Annotated in this window: 16 protein-coding genes; 7 read left to right on the forward strand and 9 right to left on the reverse strand. The window is 55.3% G+C overall.

The features are described 5' to 3' along the window. The first annotated feature begins 4 nt into the window (after window positions 1–4). The 7 genes from ccoS (at window position 5) to AAC019_RS05470 (ending at window position 6,432) form a co-directional block, all read left to right on the forward strand. Window positions 5–256: a cbb3-type cytochrome oxidase assembly protein CcoS gene (gene ccoS / locus AAC019_RS05440; RefSeq protein WP_339897590.1), complete on the forward strand. Its 252-nt coding sequence runs from the start codon at window positions 5–7 to the stop codon at window positions 254–256. Next, window positions 249–1,076, forward strand: coding sequence for a sulfite exporter TauE/SafE family protein (locus AAC019_RS05445; protein WP_339897591.1), 828 nt, complete (start codon window positions 249–251; stop codon window positions 1,074–1,076). The genes ccoS and AAC019_RS05445 overlap by 8 nt, the downstream gene beginning before the upstream one ends. Window positions 1,077–1,348: 272 nt before the next feature. Continuing rightward, the gene (locus AAC019_RS05450; protein WP_339897592.1) at window positions 1,349–3,037 is read left to right on the forward strand and encodes a hypothetical protein; all 1,689 of its coding nucleotides are present in this window, start codon (window positions 1,349–1,351) and stop codon (window positions 3,035–3,037) included. Between the two features lie 70 nt (window positions 3,038–3,107). After that, complete coding sequence (gene gloA / locus AAC019_RS05455) at window positions 3,108–3,488, forward strand: lactoylglutathione lyase (RefSeq protein ID WP_339897593.1); 381 nt, start codon at window positions 3,108–3,110, stop codon at window positions 3,486–3,488. 30 nt (window positions 3,489–3,518) lie between these two features. Then, entirely contained in the window at window positions 3,519–4,442 is a 924-nt protein-coding gene (locus AAC019_RS05460) for an MBL fold metallo-hydrolase (RefSeq protein WP_339897594.1), read from the forward strand. Between the two features lie 95 nt (window positions 4,443–4,537). Next, window positions 4,538–5,860, forward strand: a complete 1,323-nt coding sequence (locus tag AAC019_RS05465; RefSeq protein WP_339897595.1) for a DUF945 family protein — start codon at window positions 4,538–4,540, stop codon at window positions 5,858–5,860. Between the two features lie 119 nt (window positions 5,861–5,979). Further along, complete coding sequence (locus AAC019_RS05470) at window positions 5,980–6,432, forward strand: Spy/CpxP family protein refolding chaperone (RefSeq protein ID WP_339897597.1); 453 nt, start codon at window positions 5,980–5,982, stop codon at window positions 6,430–6,432. Between the two features lie 101 nt (window positions 6,433–6,533). Here the strand turns inward: AAC019_RS05470 and AAC019_RS05475 are convergent, their stop codons facing one another. The 9 genes from AAC019_RS05475 to rsxA all read right to left on the reverse strand — a co-directional run bounded on the left by AAC019_RS05475 (window position 6,534) and on the right by rsxA (window position 15,702). Next, window positions 6,534–7,844, reverse strand: a complete 1,311-nt coding sequence (locus tag AAC019_RS05475) for a HAMP domain-containing sensor histidine kinase (protein WP_339897598.1) — start codon at window positions 7,842–7,844, stop codon at window positions 6,534–6,536. Next, window positions 7,841–8,512 carry a response regulator transcription factor gene (locus AAC019_RS05480; protein WP_339897599.1) on the reverse strand — a complete coding sequence of 224 codons (672 nt, stop codon included), beginning with the start codon at window positions 8,510–8,512 and terminating at the stop codon, window positions 7,841–7,843. Before AAC019_RS05480 ends, AAC019_RS05475 begins: the two co-directional genes overlap by 4 nt. A gap of 106 nt (window positions 8,513–8,618) precedes the next feature. Further along, complete coding sequence (locus tag AAC019_RS05485; protein ID WP_339897601.1) at window positions 8,619–9,464, reverse strand: mechanosensitive ion channel domain-containing protein; 846 nt, start codon at window positions 9,462–9,464, stop codon at window positions 8,619–8,621. A 238-nt stretch (window positions 9,465–9,702) separates the two neighbouring features. Continuing rightward, window positions 9,703–10,419: an electron transport complex subunit E gene (locus AAC019_RS05490; RefSeq protein ID WP_339897602.1), complete on the reverse strand. Its 717-nt coding sequence runs from the start codon at window positions 10,417–10,419 to the stop codon at window positions 9,703–9,705. After that, window positions 10,412–11,083, reverse strand: a complete 672-nt coding sequence (gene rsxG, locus AAC019_RS05495; RefSeq protein WP_339897603.1) for an electron transport complex subunit RsxG — start codon at window positions 11,081–11,083, stop codon at window positions 10,412–10,414. The genes AAC019_RS05490 and rsxG overlap by 8 nt, the downstream gene beginning before the upstream one ends. Continuing rightward, a complete protein-coding gene (gene rsxD / locus AAC019_RS05500; RefSeq protein WP_339897605.1) occupies window positions 11,083–12,135 on the reverse strand; it encodes an electron transport complex subunit RsxD in 1,053 nt (350 codons plus the stop codon). Before rsxD ends, rsxG begins: the two co-directional genes overlap by 1 nt. A gap of 22 nt (window positions 12,136–12,157) precedes the next feature. After that, window positions 12,158–14,470, reverse strand: coding sequence for an electron transport complex subunit RsxC (gene rsxC / locus AAC019_RS05505; protein WP_339897606.1), 2,313 nt, complete (start codon window positions 14,468–14,470; stop codon window positions 12,158–12,160). Next, complete coding sequence (rsxB, locus tag AAC019_RS05510) at window positions 14,470–15,108, reverse strand: electron transport complex subunit RsxB (protein WP_339897608.1); 639 nt, start codon at window positions 15,106–15,108, stop codon at window positions 14,470–14,472. The genes rsxC and rsxB overlap by 1 nt, the downstream gene beginning before the upstream one ends. 18 nt (window positions 15,109–15,126) lie before the next feature. Continuing rightward, on the reverse strand, window positions 15,127–15,702 hold the full coding sequence (gene rsxA, locus AAC019_RS05515; protein WP_041522876.1) for an electron transport complex subunit RsxA: 576 nt from the start codon (window positions 15,700–15,702) through the stop codon (window positions 15,127–15,129). Window positions 15,703–15,793: the final 91 nt, after the last annotated feature.

A 15,793-nucleotide genomic window follows, 5' to 3' on the forward strand; every position in this document is an offset into this window, starting at 1 on the left:
CAGTGTGGACAGCTTGTATTTTCTTATTCCCATCGCGCTGGTATTTGTGGTTATCGCGATACGCCTATTGTTTTGGGCCATTAACTCCGGCCAGTACGATAACCTGGATACTGAAGCACACCGCATCCTGTTTGATGACGACGCCCCAGAGGCGACCGATAAGAACGCGCCGCCCGCGGACTCTGAGCAAACAGCAGATGAGGCCGCTCAGCCCGTGACGCGGTCGGCGCGGGCGAAAGACGCACCCCATGATTGACTTAACGGCACTGGCCGCCGGCCTGTTACTGGGCTTTTTTAGCAGTACCCATTGCCTGGGGATGTGTGGCGGTATTATGGGGGCGCTCACCATGGCGGTAGAAGCCCCGTCTAAGCTGCGCTCGGGGGCCATTGTGGTCTGCTACAACCTTGGCCGGCTCACCAGTTACACCCTGATGGGGGCGGTGGCAGGGGCTTTGGGCGAAACCGTCTATGCTCTGGGGGCTGCCACGGTACTGCGTGTTATCGCGGCTCTATTACTGCTGGCCATGGCGCTGTATCTCGCCGGTTGGTGGCGTGGGCTGTTAAAGCTTGAGGCACTTGGCCGGTATTTATGGCGTTATCTGCAGCCTATCGGGCGCGCTCTGTTACCGGTGCGTGGGCCCGTTCCGGCACTGGGGCTAGGCTTTATTTGGGGCTGGTTACCGTGTGGCTTGGTGTACAGTGCATTGGGTTACGCGATGACGCAACCTGCGGCATCGGGCGGGGCACTGTTTATGCTTGCGTTTGGTGCGGGTACGTTGCCCGCGGTTTTGTTAGCGGCGTTTGCCACAGGACGAGTGCGGCGCTGGGCGCAGCAGCGCAGTTTGCGTCTGGCGGGCGCACTATTGTTGCTGGTTTTTGCCGGTTGGACGCTTTATGGCGCTGTTGGCCCGGGGCACGCTAACCATCAGCACTCTGATCATCATCAGCATTCTAACCATTCGCACCTACCGGGTGCAGACTCGTCCCAGCAGCCCGCCAGGAGCGGCGATGCCCCGACCGATGAAGGCCATGCTCCGGCGGGCGCGAGCGACCACTCTGGCCATCAACATCACTAAAATGTTGTGCAAGTTGAGCCCATCGTTACACTTTTATATGGTGCGGAATCGAGTTCGTGGTAACCTTGGCTGCGATAGGCAATGATTAAGTGGAGTACCCGTGATAACACTAAAAACACGGGGTGTACAAGGCGTTCGCGCAGGTATTGATCGAATTTTGTATGGTAAAACCTATAGGTTGCAAAAGCTTGAGATTAACCCACAGACAACGTCGGGGGGGGCAGATAGGTATTTATCGTGCCGTGCGCTGGTGTTGGCTGCCATTAACGCTTGTGTCGTTACTGCTTCTTCCGCTGCATGCGCTGGCAAAAGACAGCGAGCTGGATCGACAGCTTCGCGAGCTTGAGCAGAGTGTGCCCGAGGGCTGTCAGCTGCTCGATATCCGTGAAACCATTCGCAAGCGTTTTACCGGTAGCCGTCTAAGTACTCAAGATATCGAGTCGCTGGATGGCATGACGATTCGTTCGATCGGCTTTTTACAGGTCGGTGTTTTCGATGAAGATAACCCCGATGAAAACAATAGTCTCTATCGCTTTTTAAACAAAATTCACTTTAATACTAAAGAGTATGTGGTCGCGCCCCAGTTGTTGTTCGAGGCGGGGCAAGCGCTTGAGCCAAATGTCATTTTAGAAACCGAGCGTATCTTGCGAACGCGGGATTACTTCTCGATGGCCTTTGTTGTTCCTTATGTGGTGTGTGAGGGACAGGTCGATTTGGTGGTAGTCACGCGTGATAGCTGGTCGCTTGAAATAGATGCGTCGTTTAGCCGCAGTGGCGGCGATTCATCCACTGGGTTTGGCATCAGTGACGACAATATTTTTGGTACGGGTAATGGCTTTTCGGTTGGCTACGAGCAAGATGCCGAGCGCCGCGGTATGAGCTACACCTTTAGAACAGACCATGTTTTAAACTCCCGCGTGTCGACCCGGCTGTCTTACGCCGATAAATCCGATGGCGAAAACGTGATCGCGGAACTCGCTCTACCTTTTTATTCGCGCTCGTCGCGTTGGGCGGGCGGTATTGCTCACCGTGATATTGGCGAGGACGAAATCATTCGCGTCAAGGGCGATGAGGTCAACCGTTTTCGTCATGAAACCTTATACCAGGAGGTCTTTGTTGGCCGCCTGCTGCACACGGCGAAATATTCCACTCAGCGGCTTTTGCTGGGGGCGACCAACGAAGAGGATACCTTTTACGCAACGGAAGATACCTTTTTGGGGATCCCCGAAGAGCGCGGTGCCAAATACCCCTGGGTTGAATATCAATACCTGGAAGATCGTTACGCCGTGTATCGTAACCTCAACCAGATCCAGCGCACCGAAGACGTGGCCATGGGCATTACCTTTGGCTTTCGCCTGGGCTATGGCAAAGCAGAGCCGGGTAAGCACGGCGATGTGATTCGCTATATCGGTAACTATCAGCACATCATTGGTGTCGGAGACGATCACCTGCTAAGCCTTGAGCTGGGCGTGGATGGCCGCGACCACATGGATTCAAATGGCCAGGACAGCGCCGTTTGGCGCAGTAAAGTGGCCTACAACATTATGCAGAATGTCGAAAATCGCTGGTACGCCAGCCTGAGCTACGATGCCGGCCAGGATCTGGAGCAGTACGAAGAGCTTACCGTGGGCGGGATCGTTGGTATGCGCGGCTACCCCACCGATTTTCAGCGCGGACAAAAGCGTATGATCGCGACCATCGAGCGGCGCTACTACTCCGACTGGCACTGGTTTAACCTTGTGCGGGTTGGCGCCGTAGGCTTTATCGAGGCGGGTAAAGCGTGGGATGGCCCGATCTCAGACAATAATAACGTGCTCGCCGATGTGGGCTTTGGGCTGCGCTTCAGCTCCAGTAAAGTACGCGTTGGCAATGTGGTGCACGTTGATATCGCCACGCCGCTGGTTGATAAAGACGGAATTGATGAGTACCAGCTACTGATTAAAGCTAAAAAGCAATTTTAGACTGCCGTGGCGTTGCTCCCGCTGAGTCAATCCTGGCGGGGCAAGCCATTAGGTTATTCCCAGAGGCCCTATGCGATTGCTACATACCATGCTCCGAGTGGGCGATTTAGACGCGTCTTTAACCTTTTACACGCAGGTGCTGGGTATGCGGTTACTGCGTCGGGAAGAGTTTCCGGCGGGGCGCTTTACTCTGGCGTTTGTCGGCTACGGTGACGAGCAGGATACCACGGTGCTGGAGCTTACCCACAACTGGGATACACCGCACTATGACTTAGGGGATGGTTATGGCCATATCGCCATTGGTGTTGACGATGTGTACCAAACCTGCGAGCTTATTCGCGCGGCCGGTGGCAAAGTAATACGCGAGCCCGGCCCGATGAAGCACGGCTCGACCATACTGGCGTTTGTGCAAGATCCGGATGGTTATAAAATTGAGCTGCTGGGCGTCTGATTTGTACAACGTTTACGACAGGGGGTTAACATGGGTAAGTCATGGTTATGGGGCGCACTGCTAGCGCTCGGTTTACAGGCAACGGCCCAGGCCGCAGAAGAACCCGGCTTTAGCTCGCAAAAACTCGCTGGCGGATTGTACGTCTTATCGGGGCAGGGTGGTTTTACCGGCGGTAATATCCTGATTAGCACGGGCGCTGACGGCACCGTGATGATTGACGATTCTATGCCGCCGCATCTGAATAAGTTACGCGCCGCGATTGCTGAGATCAGCGACGCGGAAATTGCGTTTATTATCAATACTCACGTGCATGATGACCACACCGGCAACAATGCGGCGTTTGCCTCTGAGGGCGCGTACGTTGTTGCTCACGACAAAATGCGCGATCGCTTAGCGCTTGATAAAACACGGACTGCCGATGCGCTACCCGTTATCACTTTAAATGACCAAATGAGCTTTTATGTAAATGATCTGCCCGTCCGGGTGTTTCATTTAAGTCACGCTCACACCGACGGTGATCTGGCCATCGAGTTTCCTACCCTTAACGTTATTCATACCGGCGATGTGCTCTTCAATGGAATGTTTCCGTTCATCGATCTCGACAGCGGCGGCAGCGTTGAGGGCTATATTGCCGCCCAGCAGCGGTTGTTAGAAAAAGTAAATGACGATACGGTGATTGTCCCCGGACACGGCGCTCTGGCGAGTAAAGCCGACTTACTGCGAGCGAACAAGATGTTGCTCGATGCCCGGCAAAAAGTGGCCAAGCGCATCGCTCAGGGTGACACGGAAGCTGAGATACTGGCCGCGAATCCGCTGGCCAGTTATCACGAGCAGTGGAATTGGGAGTTTATCACCACCGAGAAGATGACCCGAACGTTATACCGCGACCTGACGGAACATCGTCATGCTCACGGCGGCAAGGCGGGTAAGGCTCAGGCTGAGTCGCATCATTAACATTGGCGATGACCAATACAATGGTTACTGTGGGCACAATGTCGGGTGACCATCGCACGCAAAAAACAGCAAAATACGAGTAAAAGGGAAGCAAAATGAAAAAGTTTTTAGGATTAATACTGTTGGTTTTGGCTTACGTTGGCTTGAGTTACTACTCGGGTATGGTCGGTGAGCAATATATTAACGATCAGGTAGAGCTAAGCCGGGCTCAGGCAAGCAATGCCAATGTGACACTTGATGTTACGCAGTACGAGCGCGGGATATTTCAAAGTAACTTTGATTTTAGTGCCAAGGCAAATACCGAGCAGTTTGCGATTGATTCGGTCACCATTGACGCTAAAGCCCAGGTGTTTCACGGCCCAATTATTTTTGCTGATGGTATTAAATTTGGTTGGTTTTACGCCCGTACAGATAACACCATAACCACCAGCGATACCGAGCTAAACACCTTGTTGGGAGGTGTTTTGCCGCAGGGGTTGGGGCGTTTGAACCTGTTGGGTGAGTACGGTGGTAGTTACGATGCCAACTGGCGCACCGAGGTCATTGAGTTTATTGATGAAGATGGGCAGGTTCACGTCGACGGCGTGGACGTTCACAGTGAGGGGCGGTTTGATTCGCTCGATAGCCAATCGACTATTATCATTGGTGCAATTAACGCAAGCCATAGCGATGGCACTGAGATTGGCGTTACTCCTATACACGCTAATGTCGATATGGAGTTTATTGCACCGCAAGTGCCGCTGTCCTCTGGCAAGCTGCAGTTTGATGCGTTAACGCTTAAGTCGCCGGAGGGGATGACAACCGCCATCCGCAACATAGAGGTTATGCAGCGCCAGCGCCTGGAAAACGAAAAGGTCGACACCAAAGTGCGGATGAGTGCCGAGCAGGTTGAGGGCATGATGCCGATGTCTAACCTTTATTATGAGTTGGAGTTAAACCAAGTTACCCAAGAGGCGATGGCAACCTGGGCCGAGCTTTCCCCTAAGTTGCAAAGCGAAGAGGATTACGCTACCTACGAGCAAGAGATTCGCAGTGCCTTGACCCAATTACTGCACAAAGATTTAGTCATTTTGATGAGCAGTGGCGGTGAAGCCATGAACGGTTATGTCAACACCAAAATGGACTTGCACTATGTCCCGCCGGGCAATGGCCGCAGTCTCGCCAGTGTGACTGAGGTAGAAGATTATTTGCGTTTGGTGAAAGGCAGTGGGCAGGTAGTGATCTCTAAGGAGATCATGACGGGCACGCCTTTGATTATGCTGTTGGCGCCTTACATGGATACCTACATTGTGCAGCAAGGCGATGAATACGTGCTTAATGCGCGTTTAAACGACGGTAAACTGTGGCTGGGGGATACCCCCATCGAGTTGGCGCCTATGATTAATAGCTATCTGGCAGCACCTGCGCCGACACCTTAATCGTTACCAAGCCGGGTGTTTTCAGTAGTTTACATAGGGCAACAAGGGTTTTCATTGGGGGGATTACTCTATAAGGGTAGTAATTGACACTAAGTTAATGAAGCCTTTGGAGAGACACCATGAACAAGACATTGACCACTATCTTACTGAGCTCGGCACTGGCACTGAGCAGCGCCGCTTATGCCGGTCATGGCCCGCGCGATATGATGGGCCCCGGTGTACTGCTGAGTGAGCGTATTGCCGAGCGACTGGAATTGACCGACGAGCAACAACTGCAAATTAGCGAGCGGATTGAGCTGTACCGCAGCGAGTACCCCAAGGGCGAGGGGCGCGAGGCGTTTGCCGGGCACCGCGAGGCGATGAAAGCCTTGATGGAGCAGGAAACGTTTGACGAAACCGCGGCCCGCGCGCTATTAAGTGAAGGCACCGAACGGCGTTTGGTACAGATGAAGTTGCGTCACGATCTGGCGCAAATACTGACCGATGAGCAGCGCGAGTCACTGGAGCAAATGCAACGGCGCCGCGGCGAAAAACACCGTAAAGGCCGCGATACAGAGCGCTCTCGCTGGTAAAGCAGTCATTGCACAACAAACCTCAGGCGGCGCCCAAAGCGTCGCTTTTTTTATGGTTTTTAGTTGAGCTGATAATTAACGAGCGCGTTGGGCGGGGTGTTTTATCCGGGGTAGCTTAGCGTAAAACACAGGCCGCCAGTGTCGGCCCGGGCAACGCTCAGTTTTGCTTTTTGCGCTTCGGCCGCCGCTTGCGCAATGGCCAGCCCCAAACCGATATTGCCCTGATGCCCGCGGGCGGGGTCGCCGCGATAAAAGGGTTCAAACAAGTGCTCCAGGCGCTCATCGCTCACGCCTGGGCCGTTGTCGGAGATTGACAGCTGCCATTGCCCCGGTTGACCCTCAAGCCGCACGTTAATCGTGCCCGCGTAGCGACAGGCGTTAGACAGCAGGTTGTCCAGCACCCGCTGTAACAGCTGCGGTTTAATATTGGTCATCAGCTGCGTTGGGCCCTGGTAAATTAGCTGCTTGCCATCGGTTTGAAAGCGCCAGTCATCCATCGCTTGCTGCACCTGCACCGCCATATCGATGTATTGATCTTGCTCGCGGTAGACCGAGCCCTCCAGACGCGACAGGGTTAACACCTGATCGACCAGATGCTCTAAGGTTTCACATTCTTTTTCGATACGTTCGATATAGGTGTTACTGCCCTGATCGGCAAGTAGCCCTGCGGCGAGTTTAAGCCGTGTCAGCGGTGAGCGAAGCTCGTGTGAGACATCGGCCAATAGGCGTTGTTGGGTGGCGATCGAGGCCTGTAGCTTTTCGGCCATCAGATTAAAGTCGTTACCCAGCTGGCCTAACTCGCCACTGCCCGCATCCACACGGGTGGCTAAATGTCCGTCGCCAAACAATCGCGCGGCATCAGAGAGTTGTCGAATAGGCCGGCTAAGCCAGCGCGCCAAAATAACCGATAGCAACAGCACTAAAGTCATCGAGGCAATTAACCGCCAGTGGGGCGAGTCCCGCAGCACTTGCCGCCAGATGGGCACCGGGCGCGGTGGCATAATCCACACCGCCAATAATTGGCGATCTTTGGTGTTTACTAAAAAGGGGCCGATGGCAACCAGGCCACGACCGAGTGCCAGCGTGTAGAGAGCGTCTTTATCGGCAAGTTCGGCCAAGCGCCAGTGCATCCGGTCACGCTCAAGCGGGGCGCGGGTTACCGGGTCATAAAACGCCATTCCGTGGCGGTTGCGCCCTTTGAGTAATCGCTCTGACGGGCGATTCTCATAGCGTTGCAGCGAGCGCTGATGTTTGTTTAATGCCGCTAGCTCATGTTTGTTGGGCTGGTGCAGTTCATCGTGTTGCTCGAGGTAGCGGCCGAGAAAAAAATTGGCGACCAGCAGTAACGTGAGCGACAACCAAAACCATAAAAACAATCGCCCGGTAAAACCGCTGAGTATCGCGGGTTTCACGGGGCCTGGACCAGCAGCTGGTAGCCCGAGCCGCGCACGGTTTTAATGCAGGCGGCGGGGTCGATTGCGGTCATCTTTTTGCGGATATGAGAGATGTGAATGTCCACATGTCGGTCAAAGGGTTGTAGGCGTCTGCCAAATGCCTCGCGCGAGATAACGTCTTTATCAACCAGCTCCCCGGCGCGTTCAAATAAAATATTCAGCACACGAAATTCGGCGGCCGTTAAGTCAAGCCGCTGGTCGTGGTAGTGAGCTTCAAAGGATTCTGGCCGCATGGCTAGCGCACCAACCCGGTTGTTGGGCTGCGGCTGTAGGCGACGTAATATGGCTTGGATTCGCGCCACCAGCTCGCGGTGAGAGAACGGCTTGCCGACATAATCATCCGCGCCTAGTTCCAGCCCCAGCACCCGGTCGATTTCGTCACCGCGCGCGGTGAGCATTAGTACCGGTACGTGCGACTCTTTGCGCAACGCCCGGAGCACGTCAAAGCCGTTTTGGCCGGGCAGCATGACATCAAGCAATACCAGATCTGGCTGCTCGCTCAGGGTGGTTTCGAGCCCGCTGGTGCCGTTGTGACTGGTAATAACGCTAAAGCCGTTATCGCGCAAATAATCACCCAGCAACTCACAAAGGGTTTCATCGTCATCTATGATATGGATACTGGTCATGGCTCTATTGTAGGCTAAGCGCCGGCTGGCTCACGGCAATTTACGTTAGTTTACGCCAAAAAAACGGGGCCTAAGCCCCGTTGTCTGCACAGTGCATAAAGCGTGTTTAAGCCGCCTCTGACTCCTGTGTAACCGGCGCGTCGGCGTGTACATCCACTTGCGGGAACGGGATAGTGATGCCGTTTTCGTCAAACGCCAGTTTGATGTTCTCGATCAGGTCAAATTTAAGGGGCCAATAATCGCCGGTTTTAACCCAGGGGCGTACCACAAAGTTAACGCTGCTATCGGCTAATTCAGAGACGGCAATTGTGGGCGCTGGATCGGCTAAAACGCGCTCGTCGGCGTTAACCACCCGCTCCATAATCTCTTTGGCCTTTTTGATGTCGTCATCGTAACTAATACCAAATACCAGATCGAGACGGCGGGTGGGGAGCTTAGAGTAATTGGTGATGTTGTCGTTATAGATCTGGCCGTTGGGGACGATGATCTCACGGTTGTCGGGGGTGTGCAGGGTGGTGGTAAAAATGCTGATGGTTTTTACCACGCCGGCAGTACCACCGGCCTCAACATAGTCACCGGCCGTGAATGGACGAAACACCAGCAACAAAAAGCCCGAGGCAAAATTTTGCAGCGAGCCTTGCAGCGCCAAACCGATAGCTAAACCCGCGGCACCGATTAAGGCAATCATTGAGGTCGTGTCGACACCGAGCTGGTCAAGTGCGGCAATAATAACGATCAGCAGTAGCAATGCGTTGGCGATTGCCTTCAGGAAGTCGACTAAGATGTTATCGAGTTTGGTTCTGCCAAGTACTTTGCCCAGCAGGTTGACCAGTATTTTTACAATGATTTTACCGATGATAAAAATCAGCAGTGCAGTAACGATGTTGATGGCCCACGGAATCGCATGGGTGTGGACAAAAGTCATGACATCGTCTTGGTTAAACTCAAACATAATGCTTCCCTCAATGTTGATTGCTTTAGCTGGTGCCTTAGCCAGAATAGTTGGATGCCAAGGTTGGCGCAGAACTGTGTCAAGGCTGTGACGAGTGGCGCAGCCGTTAGGGCCTTCCGTCACAACAGGCGATATCAAGTGACGACAGACCCTGGAGCCTTAAATGATTATTGCCATTAAATAGAGGTAGTGCAACTCTTAGAGGTCTAAGCGTTGCACATAAGATGGTTACAGTCGGTTAGGCAATGGTGCCAGTGGTGCGGACGCGTTTACTGCCCTTAACCGGCTTTTCTTTGCGGGCGGCGGCGCGCTGGGCTTGATGATGATCAATAATATTTTTTAGGGCAATCAAAAAGCCCGTCACAATAAAAGCGCCTGGGGGTAAAATCGCCACTAAAAAGCCGGGGTAATTGGCAAACAGAGTCAGCGTCCAATCGCGCGCGGCCTCGCCAAACAACAGGTGCATATTGGCAAATAGGGTGCCACTGCCTAAAATCTCGCGAATCGCCCCGACCGTCAGGAGTACCAAGGTAAAGCCAAGGCCCATCATCAGGCCGTCGATGGCCGAGGGTAGCACCGGGTTTTTGCTGGCAAAGGCATCGGCCCGGCCCAGAATCGCGCAGTTGGTCACGATCAGCGGAATAAAAATCCCCAAAATGGTGTAAAGCTCATAGGTGTAGGCCTGCATCAGCAGCTCGATGCAGGTAGTGAGCGAGGCGATAATCATCACAAACGCCGGCAGGCGCACGGCATCGCTGACGGTTTTACGAATCAGCGATACGGCAATATTGGAGCTGGTGAGCACCATCATGGTGGCAAGGCCCAGCCCCAGCGCATTGACCACCGAGCCGGATACGGCCAGCAGTGGGCACAGGCCCAGTAGTTGTACCAGAGCGGGGTTGTTGGTCCATAGCCCCTTTTTACTGATTGTTTGCCATTCGGCTGTATTACTCATTTGGCTCATCCACCTTTTGCGGCGTATTCACATCGGTGCGATCCGGAATTTCAAACAACAGGGTGCGCTTTGCCTGCACTTGTTGCAAGACCCGCTTAATTTGCCCGGTAACGGCGCGCGGGGTAATGGTCGCCCCGGTAAACTGATCAAAGGCGCCGCCGTCTTTTTTAACGGCCCAGCGCTCGGGTGCCGGGTCGGTCAATGACTTACCGTCAAAGCCTAAAATCCAGTCGCTTTTGTTGGTGTCGACTTTATCGCCCAGCCCCGGTGTTTCTTTGTGTACTAATGCGCGAGCGCCGGCAACAGTGCCGTCGCGGTTCACCCCAACCAAAAGGCGGATCGCACCGCTGTATCCGTCGGGCGCTACCGCCGGTACGATCACCGCAATGACTTTGCCGTCTTTGCGGGCGCGATAAATGGGCTCTGACACTTTCAGCCCCAGCGCCGGCAACATATCTGCCGGGGCGGGAATCGTGTCGTTTAGCATATCGTTATCAACGCGATCGGCGCTGACCAACTCGTACAGAGCGCTCTCAGCGGCGCGTCGCTCGGCATCGGCAATACGGTCGCGGGTGCTGACGTTGGTGACCGCCAGCACGCCGGCGGTCACCAGGGCAAATACCCCAAGTAGAATACTGTTTTTACTGATGGATGCACCCAGCATTAGAGATCAGCCTTTTTCGTTGCGCGTTGACTTTTTTTATGGCCGTACGTACGTGGCACCGTGTAGTAATCGATAAAGGGCGCGGCAAAGTTCATCAGCAGAACGGCAAACGCCACAGCGTCTGGGTAGTTACCCCAAATACGAATTACATAAATCAACACACCGATGCTGGCGCCATAAATTAAACGGCCGCGGTTACTGACCGCCGAGCTGACCGGGTCGGTGACGATAAAAAACGCCCCGAGCATAGTGGCCCCGGAGAACAAGTGAAACAGCACCGAGCCGCCGCTGTTGGAGCTGCCGCCGTCGTAAAAAATGATGGCCATCAGCGCCAGCGCCGCCAGCATGCTTACCGGCGCGTGCCAGGTAAAAATACGGCGATACAACAGGTAGGCGCCACCGGCTAAAAAGGCCAGGTTGACCCACTCCCAGCCCGCGCCGGCAAAACTGCCTGCGGCCAGCACCGGATCTTGCAGGTAGACGCCGTCGAGCATCAGTGAGCTATTTTGCTTTACGGTATCCAGTGGCGTGGCCGCGGTGTAACCATCGATTGAGCTGCCGGCCCAAATTTGTTTCAGGGCCTCTAATACGCCAGGGGTGTGACCGCCGATATCCGACGGCGCCGCCCACTGGCTCATTTGCAGCGGAAACGAAATCAGCAAAATAACGTACGCCACCATGGCGGGGTTAAAGGGGTTAAAACCCATGCCGCCATAGAGCTGTTTGGCCAGCACAATGGCACAAAAGCTACCCACCACGACTAACCACCAGGGGCAGTAAGGCGGCAGTGCCAGGCCGAGCAATACACCGGTAACCAGAGCGCTGCAATCGCGCAGGTAAAACAACACCCGCCGGCCGCGCACAGCCATCACCGCCGCCTCAAAGCCCATGCAGACGGCACTTGCCAGCAATACGTTGTGCAGTGTGCCAATGCCAAAAAAGTAGGTGAGCACAGCCAGTCCGGGCAGCGTTGCCATAACCACGGTGCGCATAACCTGACCGGTGCCTAGGGCCCGGTGTGTATGCGGTGATGTGATACGTGTCAGTGCCATGGTGTGTTCCGTCAGTTAAGGGCTATGCTTGCTCGTTTTGCTGGGCCAGTTGTTCGCGGGTAGCGGCCAGCTTCACCTCGAGTTTTTCGACACCGGCTTTAAAGGCGTCGATGTTTTCATCGTTTTCCGCCTCGGCCTTGCTCAGGCGGGCGCGGGATTTTTCCAGCCGCGCCTCGAGCGAGTCCACTTGGTTGCGCAGTTTGTCGGCCGCGCTCATGGTGCTCATGGCCGCCGCCCGGGCTTTGGCCTTTTCGATGGCGCTGCTCGCGGCATCGGCGGTGGCACCGCCCGAGGTATCGGAGGTGGCCGGGTCTCTCGGGGTGGGTTCGGCCACGCTCGAGGGGGTTAGCTCGTCCAGCTCTTTTTGTGTGCTGGCGATTTTTTCTTTCAGCTTGCTTACGCCTTGCTCCAGCGCGTCGGCCTTATCCGAGTCTTGCTCGCGCGCCTCGCGGGCTTTTTCTTCGGCTTTGGCTAAACGCTTGTAGAGCGACTCCAGTGACGAGCGCAGCTTGTCTTCGGGTGCCATGGCAACTTTGGCTTTGGCTCGCTCAATGGCGGCGCTCACCGGGTCGTCCGCCGCCGCTTTAGCGGGGGCGGGTTTGTCGGTTGGCGCCGGCTGGGCGCTGGTGGCCGCGCCCAACGAAGCCAGCTTATCTTGTGCGGCTTTCAGCTTAACGTCGGCCTGCTTGATACGCGCCTGTTGTTTCTCCCGCTGTTCGTCGGTGGCATCTTCCAGCGGCTTTTGCGCTTGTTTTAAGCTGTCTTCGGCCGCGGCTACTAGGCGCTCGAGCTTGGCGCGCTGTTTTTCGTCAGCGGCGGGTGCCGGAGCCGGAGCAGTTTTTGCGTCACCGCTAGCGGCTTTTTGTTCGGCGAGCTTCTTTTTCGCCTCTTCGGCGGCTTTTTTACGGGCCAGGCGCTTGGCTTCTTTTTCGGCTTCTTCTTTGGCGATGCGCTCTTTGCGAAACTCAAAGCGGCGCCGTGAGCGGTCGGACTTTTCTTTGTCGATGCGATGCTGACGAATCTCGCCTTTGGCTGCGCGATAGTATTGCACCAGCGGAATGTGGCTGGGGCAGACAAACGAGCAGGCGCCGCATTCGATGCAGTCGAATAGGTTGTGCGCCTCGAGCTTTTCCAGATCTTCGCTTTGGGCGTACCAAAATAGCTGCTGCGGCAGTAGGTCGGCCGGGCACGCCTCGGCGCACATACCGCAGCGAATACACGCCTGGGCGGGCGAGGGCGGCGGCAGCTCTTTGCGTGTCGGGGCCAAAATACAGTTGGTGGTTTTTACCAGCGGCACTGAGGTGTCGGGCAAAGAGAAGCCCATCATGGGGCCGCCCATTACTAACCGCGAGGCTTTTTTCTCGTTAAAGCCGTGTTGCTCCAGCACAAACCGAATCGGCGTGCCGAGTAAGACCTCGACGTTGCGCTGGGTATCGAGCGCCTCGCCCACTACCGTAGTAATTCGCTTAACCAGTGGCTCGCCAAACCGCACGGCGCGGTACACTGCCGCAGTGGTCCCCACATTTTGGCAGACAATACCAATGCTGGCGGGAATTTGGCCCGCCGGTACTTCGCGCCCGGTAAGAATTTGAATCAGCTGTTTCTCGCCACCTGACGGGTACTTGGTGGGAAAGCTCACCACCTCAATGGCGGTGCCTTTGGCCGCTTCACGCAGGCTTGATATCGCCTCTGGCTTGTTGTCCTCTACGCCTATGACAACACGGCCGGGCTCACCCAGCAACTTACTTAAAATTTGTGTGCCGGCAATAACTTCATCGGCCCGATTTTGCATCAGAATGTCGTCGGCGGTGATGTAAGGCTCGCATTCGGTACCGTTTATTATCAGGGTATCGATGGGCTGGTTGGCACGCGGGTTTAACTTTACCGCGGTGGGAAACCCAGCCCCGCCCAGGCCGGCGATACCCGCTGCCCGCACCCGTGCCAGCAAGGCCGTTTTATCCAGGTTTTGGTAGTCGGGCGCCTCATCGAGCGGTTGCCAGTTGTCTTTGCCATCGGTGTCTAAAATAATGCAGGTGTCGGTCATACCCGAGGGGTGCGGCACCACGTGTTCGACAATCGCGGCAACCGTGCCCGAGGTGGGCGCGTGTACATGGGCACTAAAAACGCCGTCGGCCTCGGCCAGCAGTTCGCCGCCTAACACCGCTTGCCCTACCTCGACTAACACTTTGGCGGGCGCACCTATATGCTGATTGAGCGGCAAAATTAACTGTGGCGCTATCGCCAGCGGCGTTAATGGCTCAATCAGAGACTGTGCTTTGTTTTCTGGCGGGTGAACGCCACCGGGAATATCCCAGACTTTAATTAACTGCGTCATTAGGCGGCTTCACCTGTCTTGCGTTGCGTGTGGCCGCGACCGGTATCGGTGGCAATTAAATCGGCGGCTTGCTCGTGGCTTGCCGCTGGCAGCTCCCAGCTCCAGTCGCGAATGCCAGACGCAACCGGGATCATATCGATACAATCTACCGGGCAGGGCTCTACGCACAGGTCGCAACCGGTGCACTCGTCGACAATAACCGTGTGCATTTGCTTCGCTGCGCCTAAAATTGCGTCCATCGGGCAGGCTTGAATGCACTTGGTGCAACCAATGCACTCGTCTTCTCGAATAAAGGCTACCGTAGGCACCTCGGACTCTTCGCCGTGCTCTTCGTCTAGCGTGGGCGCCTCGACGTCGAGTAGGTCGGCCAGCTCGTTAATGGTGGTTTGGCCGCCGGGTGGGCACTTGTTGATGGCATCGCCGTTGGCAATCGCTTGAGCGTAGGGCTTGCAGCCAGGGTAGCCACACTGGCCGCACTGCGTTTGTGGCAGCAGTGTGTCGATTTGCTCGACCAGCGGGTCGCCCTCCACTTTAAAGCGGACGGCGGCGTAGCCCAGCAGCGCGCCAAAAACGAGCGCGAGCCCGATCAGGGCGATCAGCGCCGAGGCAATTGGGTGTTGTGCAATAGTCTCAAACATAGATAGCAACGCGGTGGATTAAACCAAACCGCCGAACCCCATAAAGGCGAGCGACATTAAGCCTGCGGTAATCATGCCGATAGCGGCGCCTTTAAAAGGCAGGGGCACATCGGCGACCGCCAGGCGCTCGCGCATAGCGGAAAATAAAATCAGCACCAGTGAAAAGCCCAGTGCAGCGCCAAACCCAAATAGGGTGGACTCCATAAAATTGTGGGCCTTTTGGGTGTTTTGTAGGGCGACACCTAATACGGCGCAGTTAGTGGTAATCAGCGGTAAAAATACCCCCAATACGCGGTACAGCAGCGGGCTGGTTTTTTCGATAAACATTTTGGCCAGCTGCACCACCACCGCGATCACCAGGATAAAGCTGATGGTGCGCATGTATTCCAGCCCCAGAGGTTGCAATACCCAGGTGGCAATTAAGTAGCTGCATATCGAGGCCAGCGTCAGCACGAAGGTGGTGGCACTTGCCATGCCGATGGCGGTTTCCAGTTTGTTGGAAACCCCCATAAACGGACACAACCCCAGAAACTGAACCAACACAAAGTTGTTCACCAGGATTGCGCTGAGCAAGATAACCGCAAGTTCGGTCACACTGTTCACCTCAAGTTGTCCGCAGGCCAGCGTCCACTGGCACTAAAGGCGCATTATCCGTGATGCGCCCCTTGCGATTCAATATAAAACC

It is taken from the genome of uncultured Gilvimarinus sp., from assembly GCF_963975215.1.
GTDB lineage: Bacteria > Pseudomonadota > Gammaproteobacteria > Pseudomonadales > Cellvibrionaceae > Gilvimarinus.

Bases quoted from the DNA above. Each gene is read 5' to 3' on its own strand.
- rsxB (WP_339897608.1), bottom strand. From the start codon at position 15,108: ATGTTTGAGACTATTGCACAACACCCAATTGCCTCGGCGCTGATCGCC.
- rsxC (WP_339897606.1), bottom strand. From the start codon at position 14,470: ATGACGCAGTTAATTAAAGTCTGGGATATTCCCGGTGGCGTTCACCCG.
- AAC019_RS05490 (WP_339897602.1), bottom strand. From the start codon at position 10,419: ATGAGTAATACAGCCGAATGGCAAACAATCAGTAAAAAGGGGCTATGG.
- AAC019_RS05485 (WP_339897601.1), bottom strand. From the start codon at position 9,464: ATGTTTGAGTTTAACCAAGACGATGTCATGACTTTTGTCCACACCCAT.
- AAC019_RS05460 (WP_339897594.1), top strand. From the start codon at position 3,519: ATGGGTAAGTCATGGTTATGGGGCGCACTGCTAGCGCTCGGTTTACAG.
- rsxD (WP_339897605.1), bottom strand. From the start codon at position 12,135: ATGGCACTGACACGTATCACATCACCGCATACACACCGGGCCCTAGGC.
- AAC019_RS05465 (WP_339897595.1), top strand. From the start codon at position 4,538: ATGAAAAAGTTTTTAGGATTAATACTGTTGGTTTTGGCTTACGTTGGC.
- rsxG (WP_339897603.1), bottom strand. From the start codon at position 11,083: ATGCTGGGTGCATCCATCAGTAAAAACAGTATTCTACTTGGGGTATTT.
- gloA (WP_339897593.1), top strand. From the start codon at position 3,108: ATGCGATTGCTACATACCATGCTCCGAGTGGGCGATTTAGACGCGTCT.
- AAC019_RS05445 (WP_339897591.1), top strand. From the start codon at position 249: ATGATTGACTTAACGGCACTGGCCGCCGGCCTGTTACTGGGCTTTTTT.
- AAC019_RS05480 (WP_339897599.1), bottom strand. From the start codon at position 8,512: ATGACCAGTATCCATATCATAGATGACGATGAAACCCTTTGTGAGTTG.
- AAC019_RS05470 (WP_339897597.1), top strand. From the start codon at position 5,980: ATGAACAAGACATTGACCACTATCTTACTGAGCTCGGCACTGGCACTG.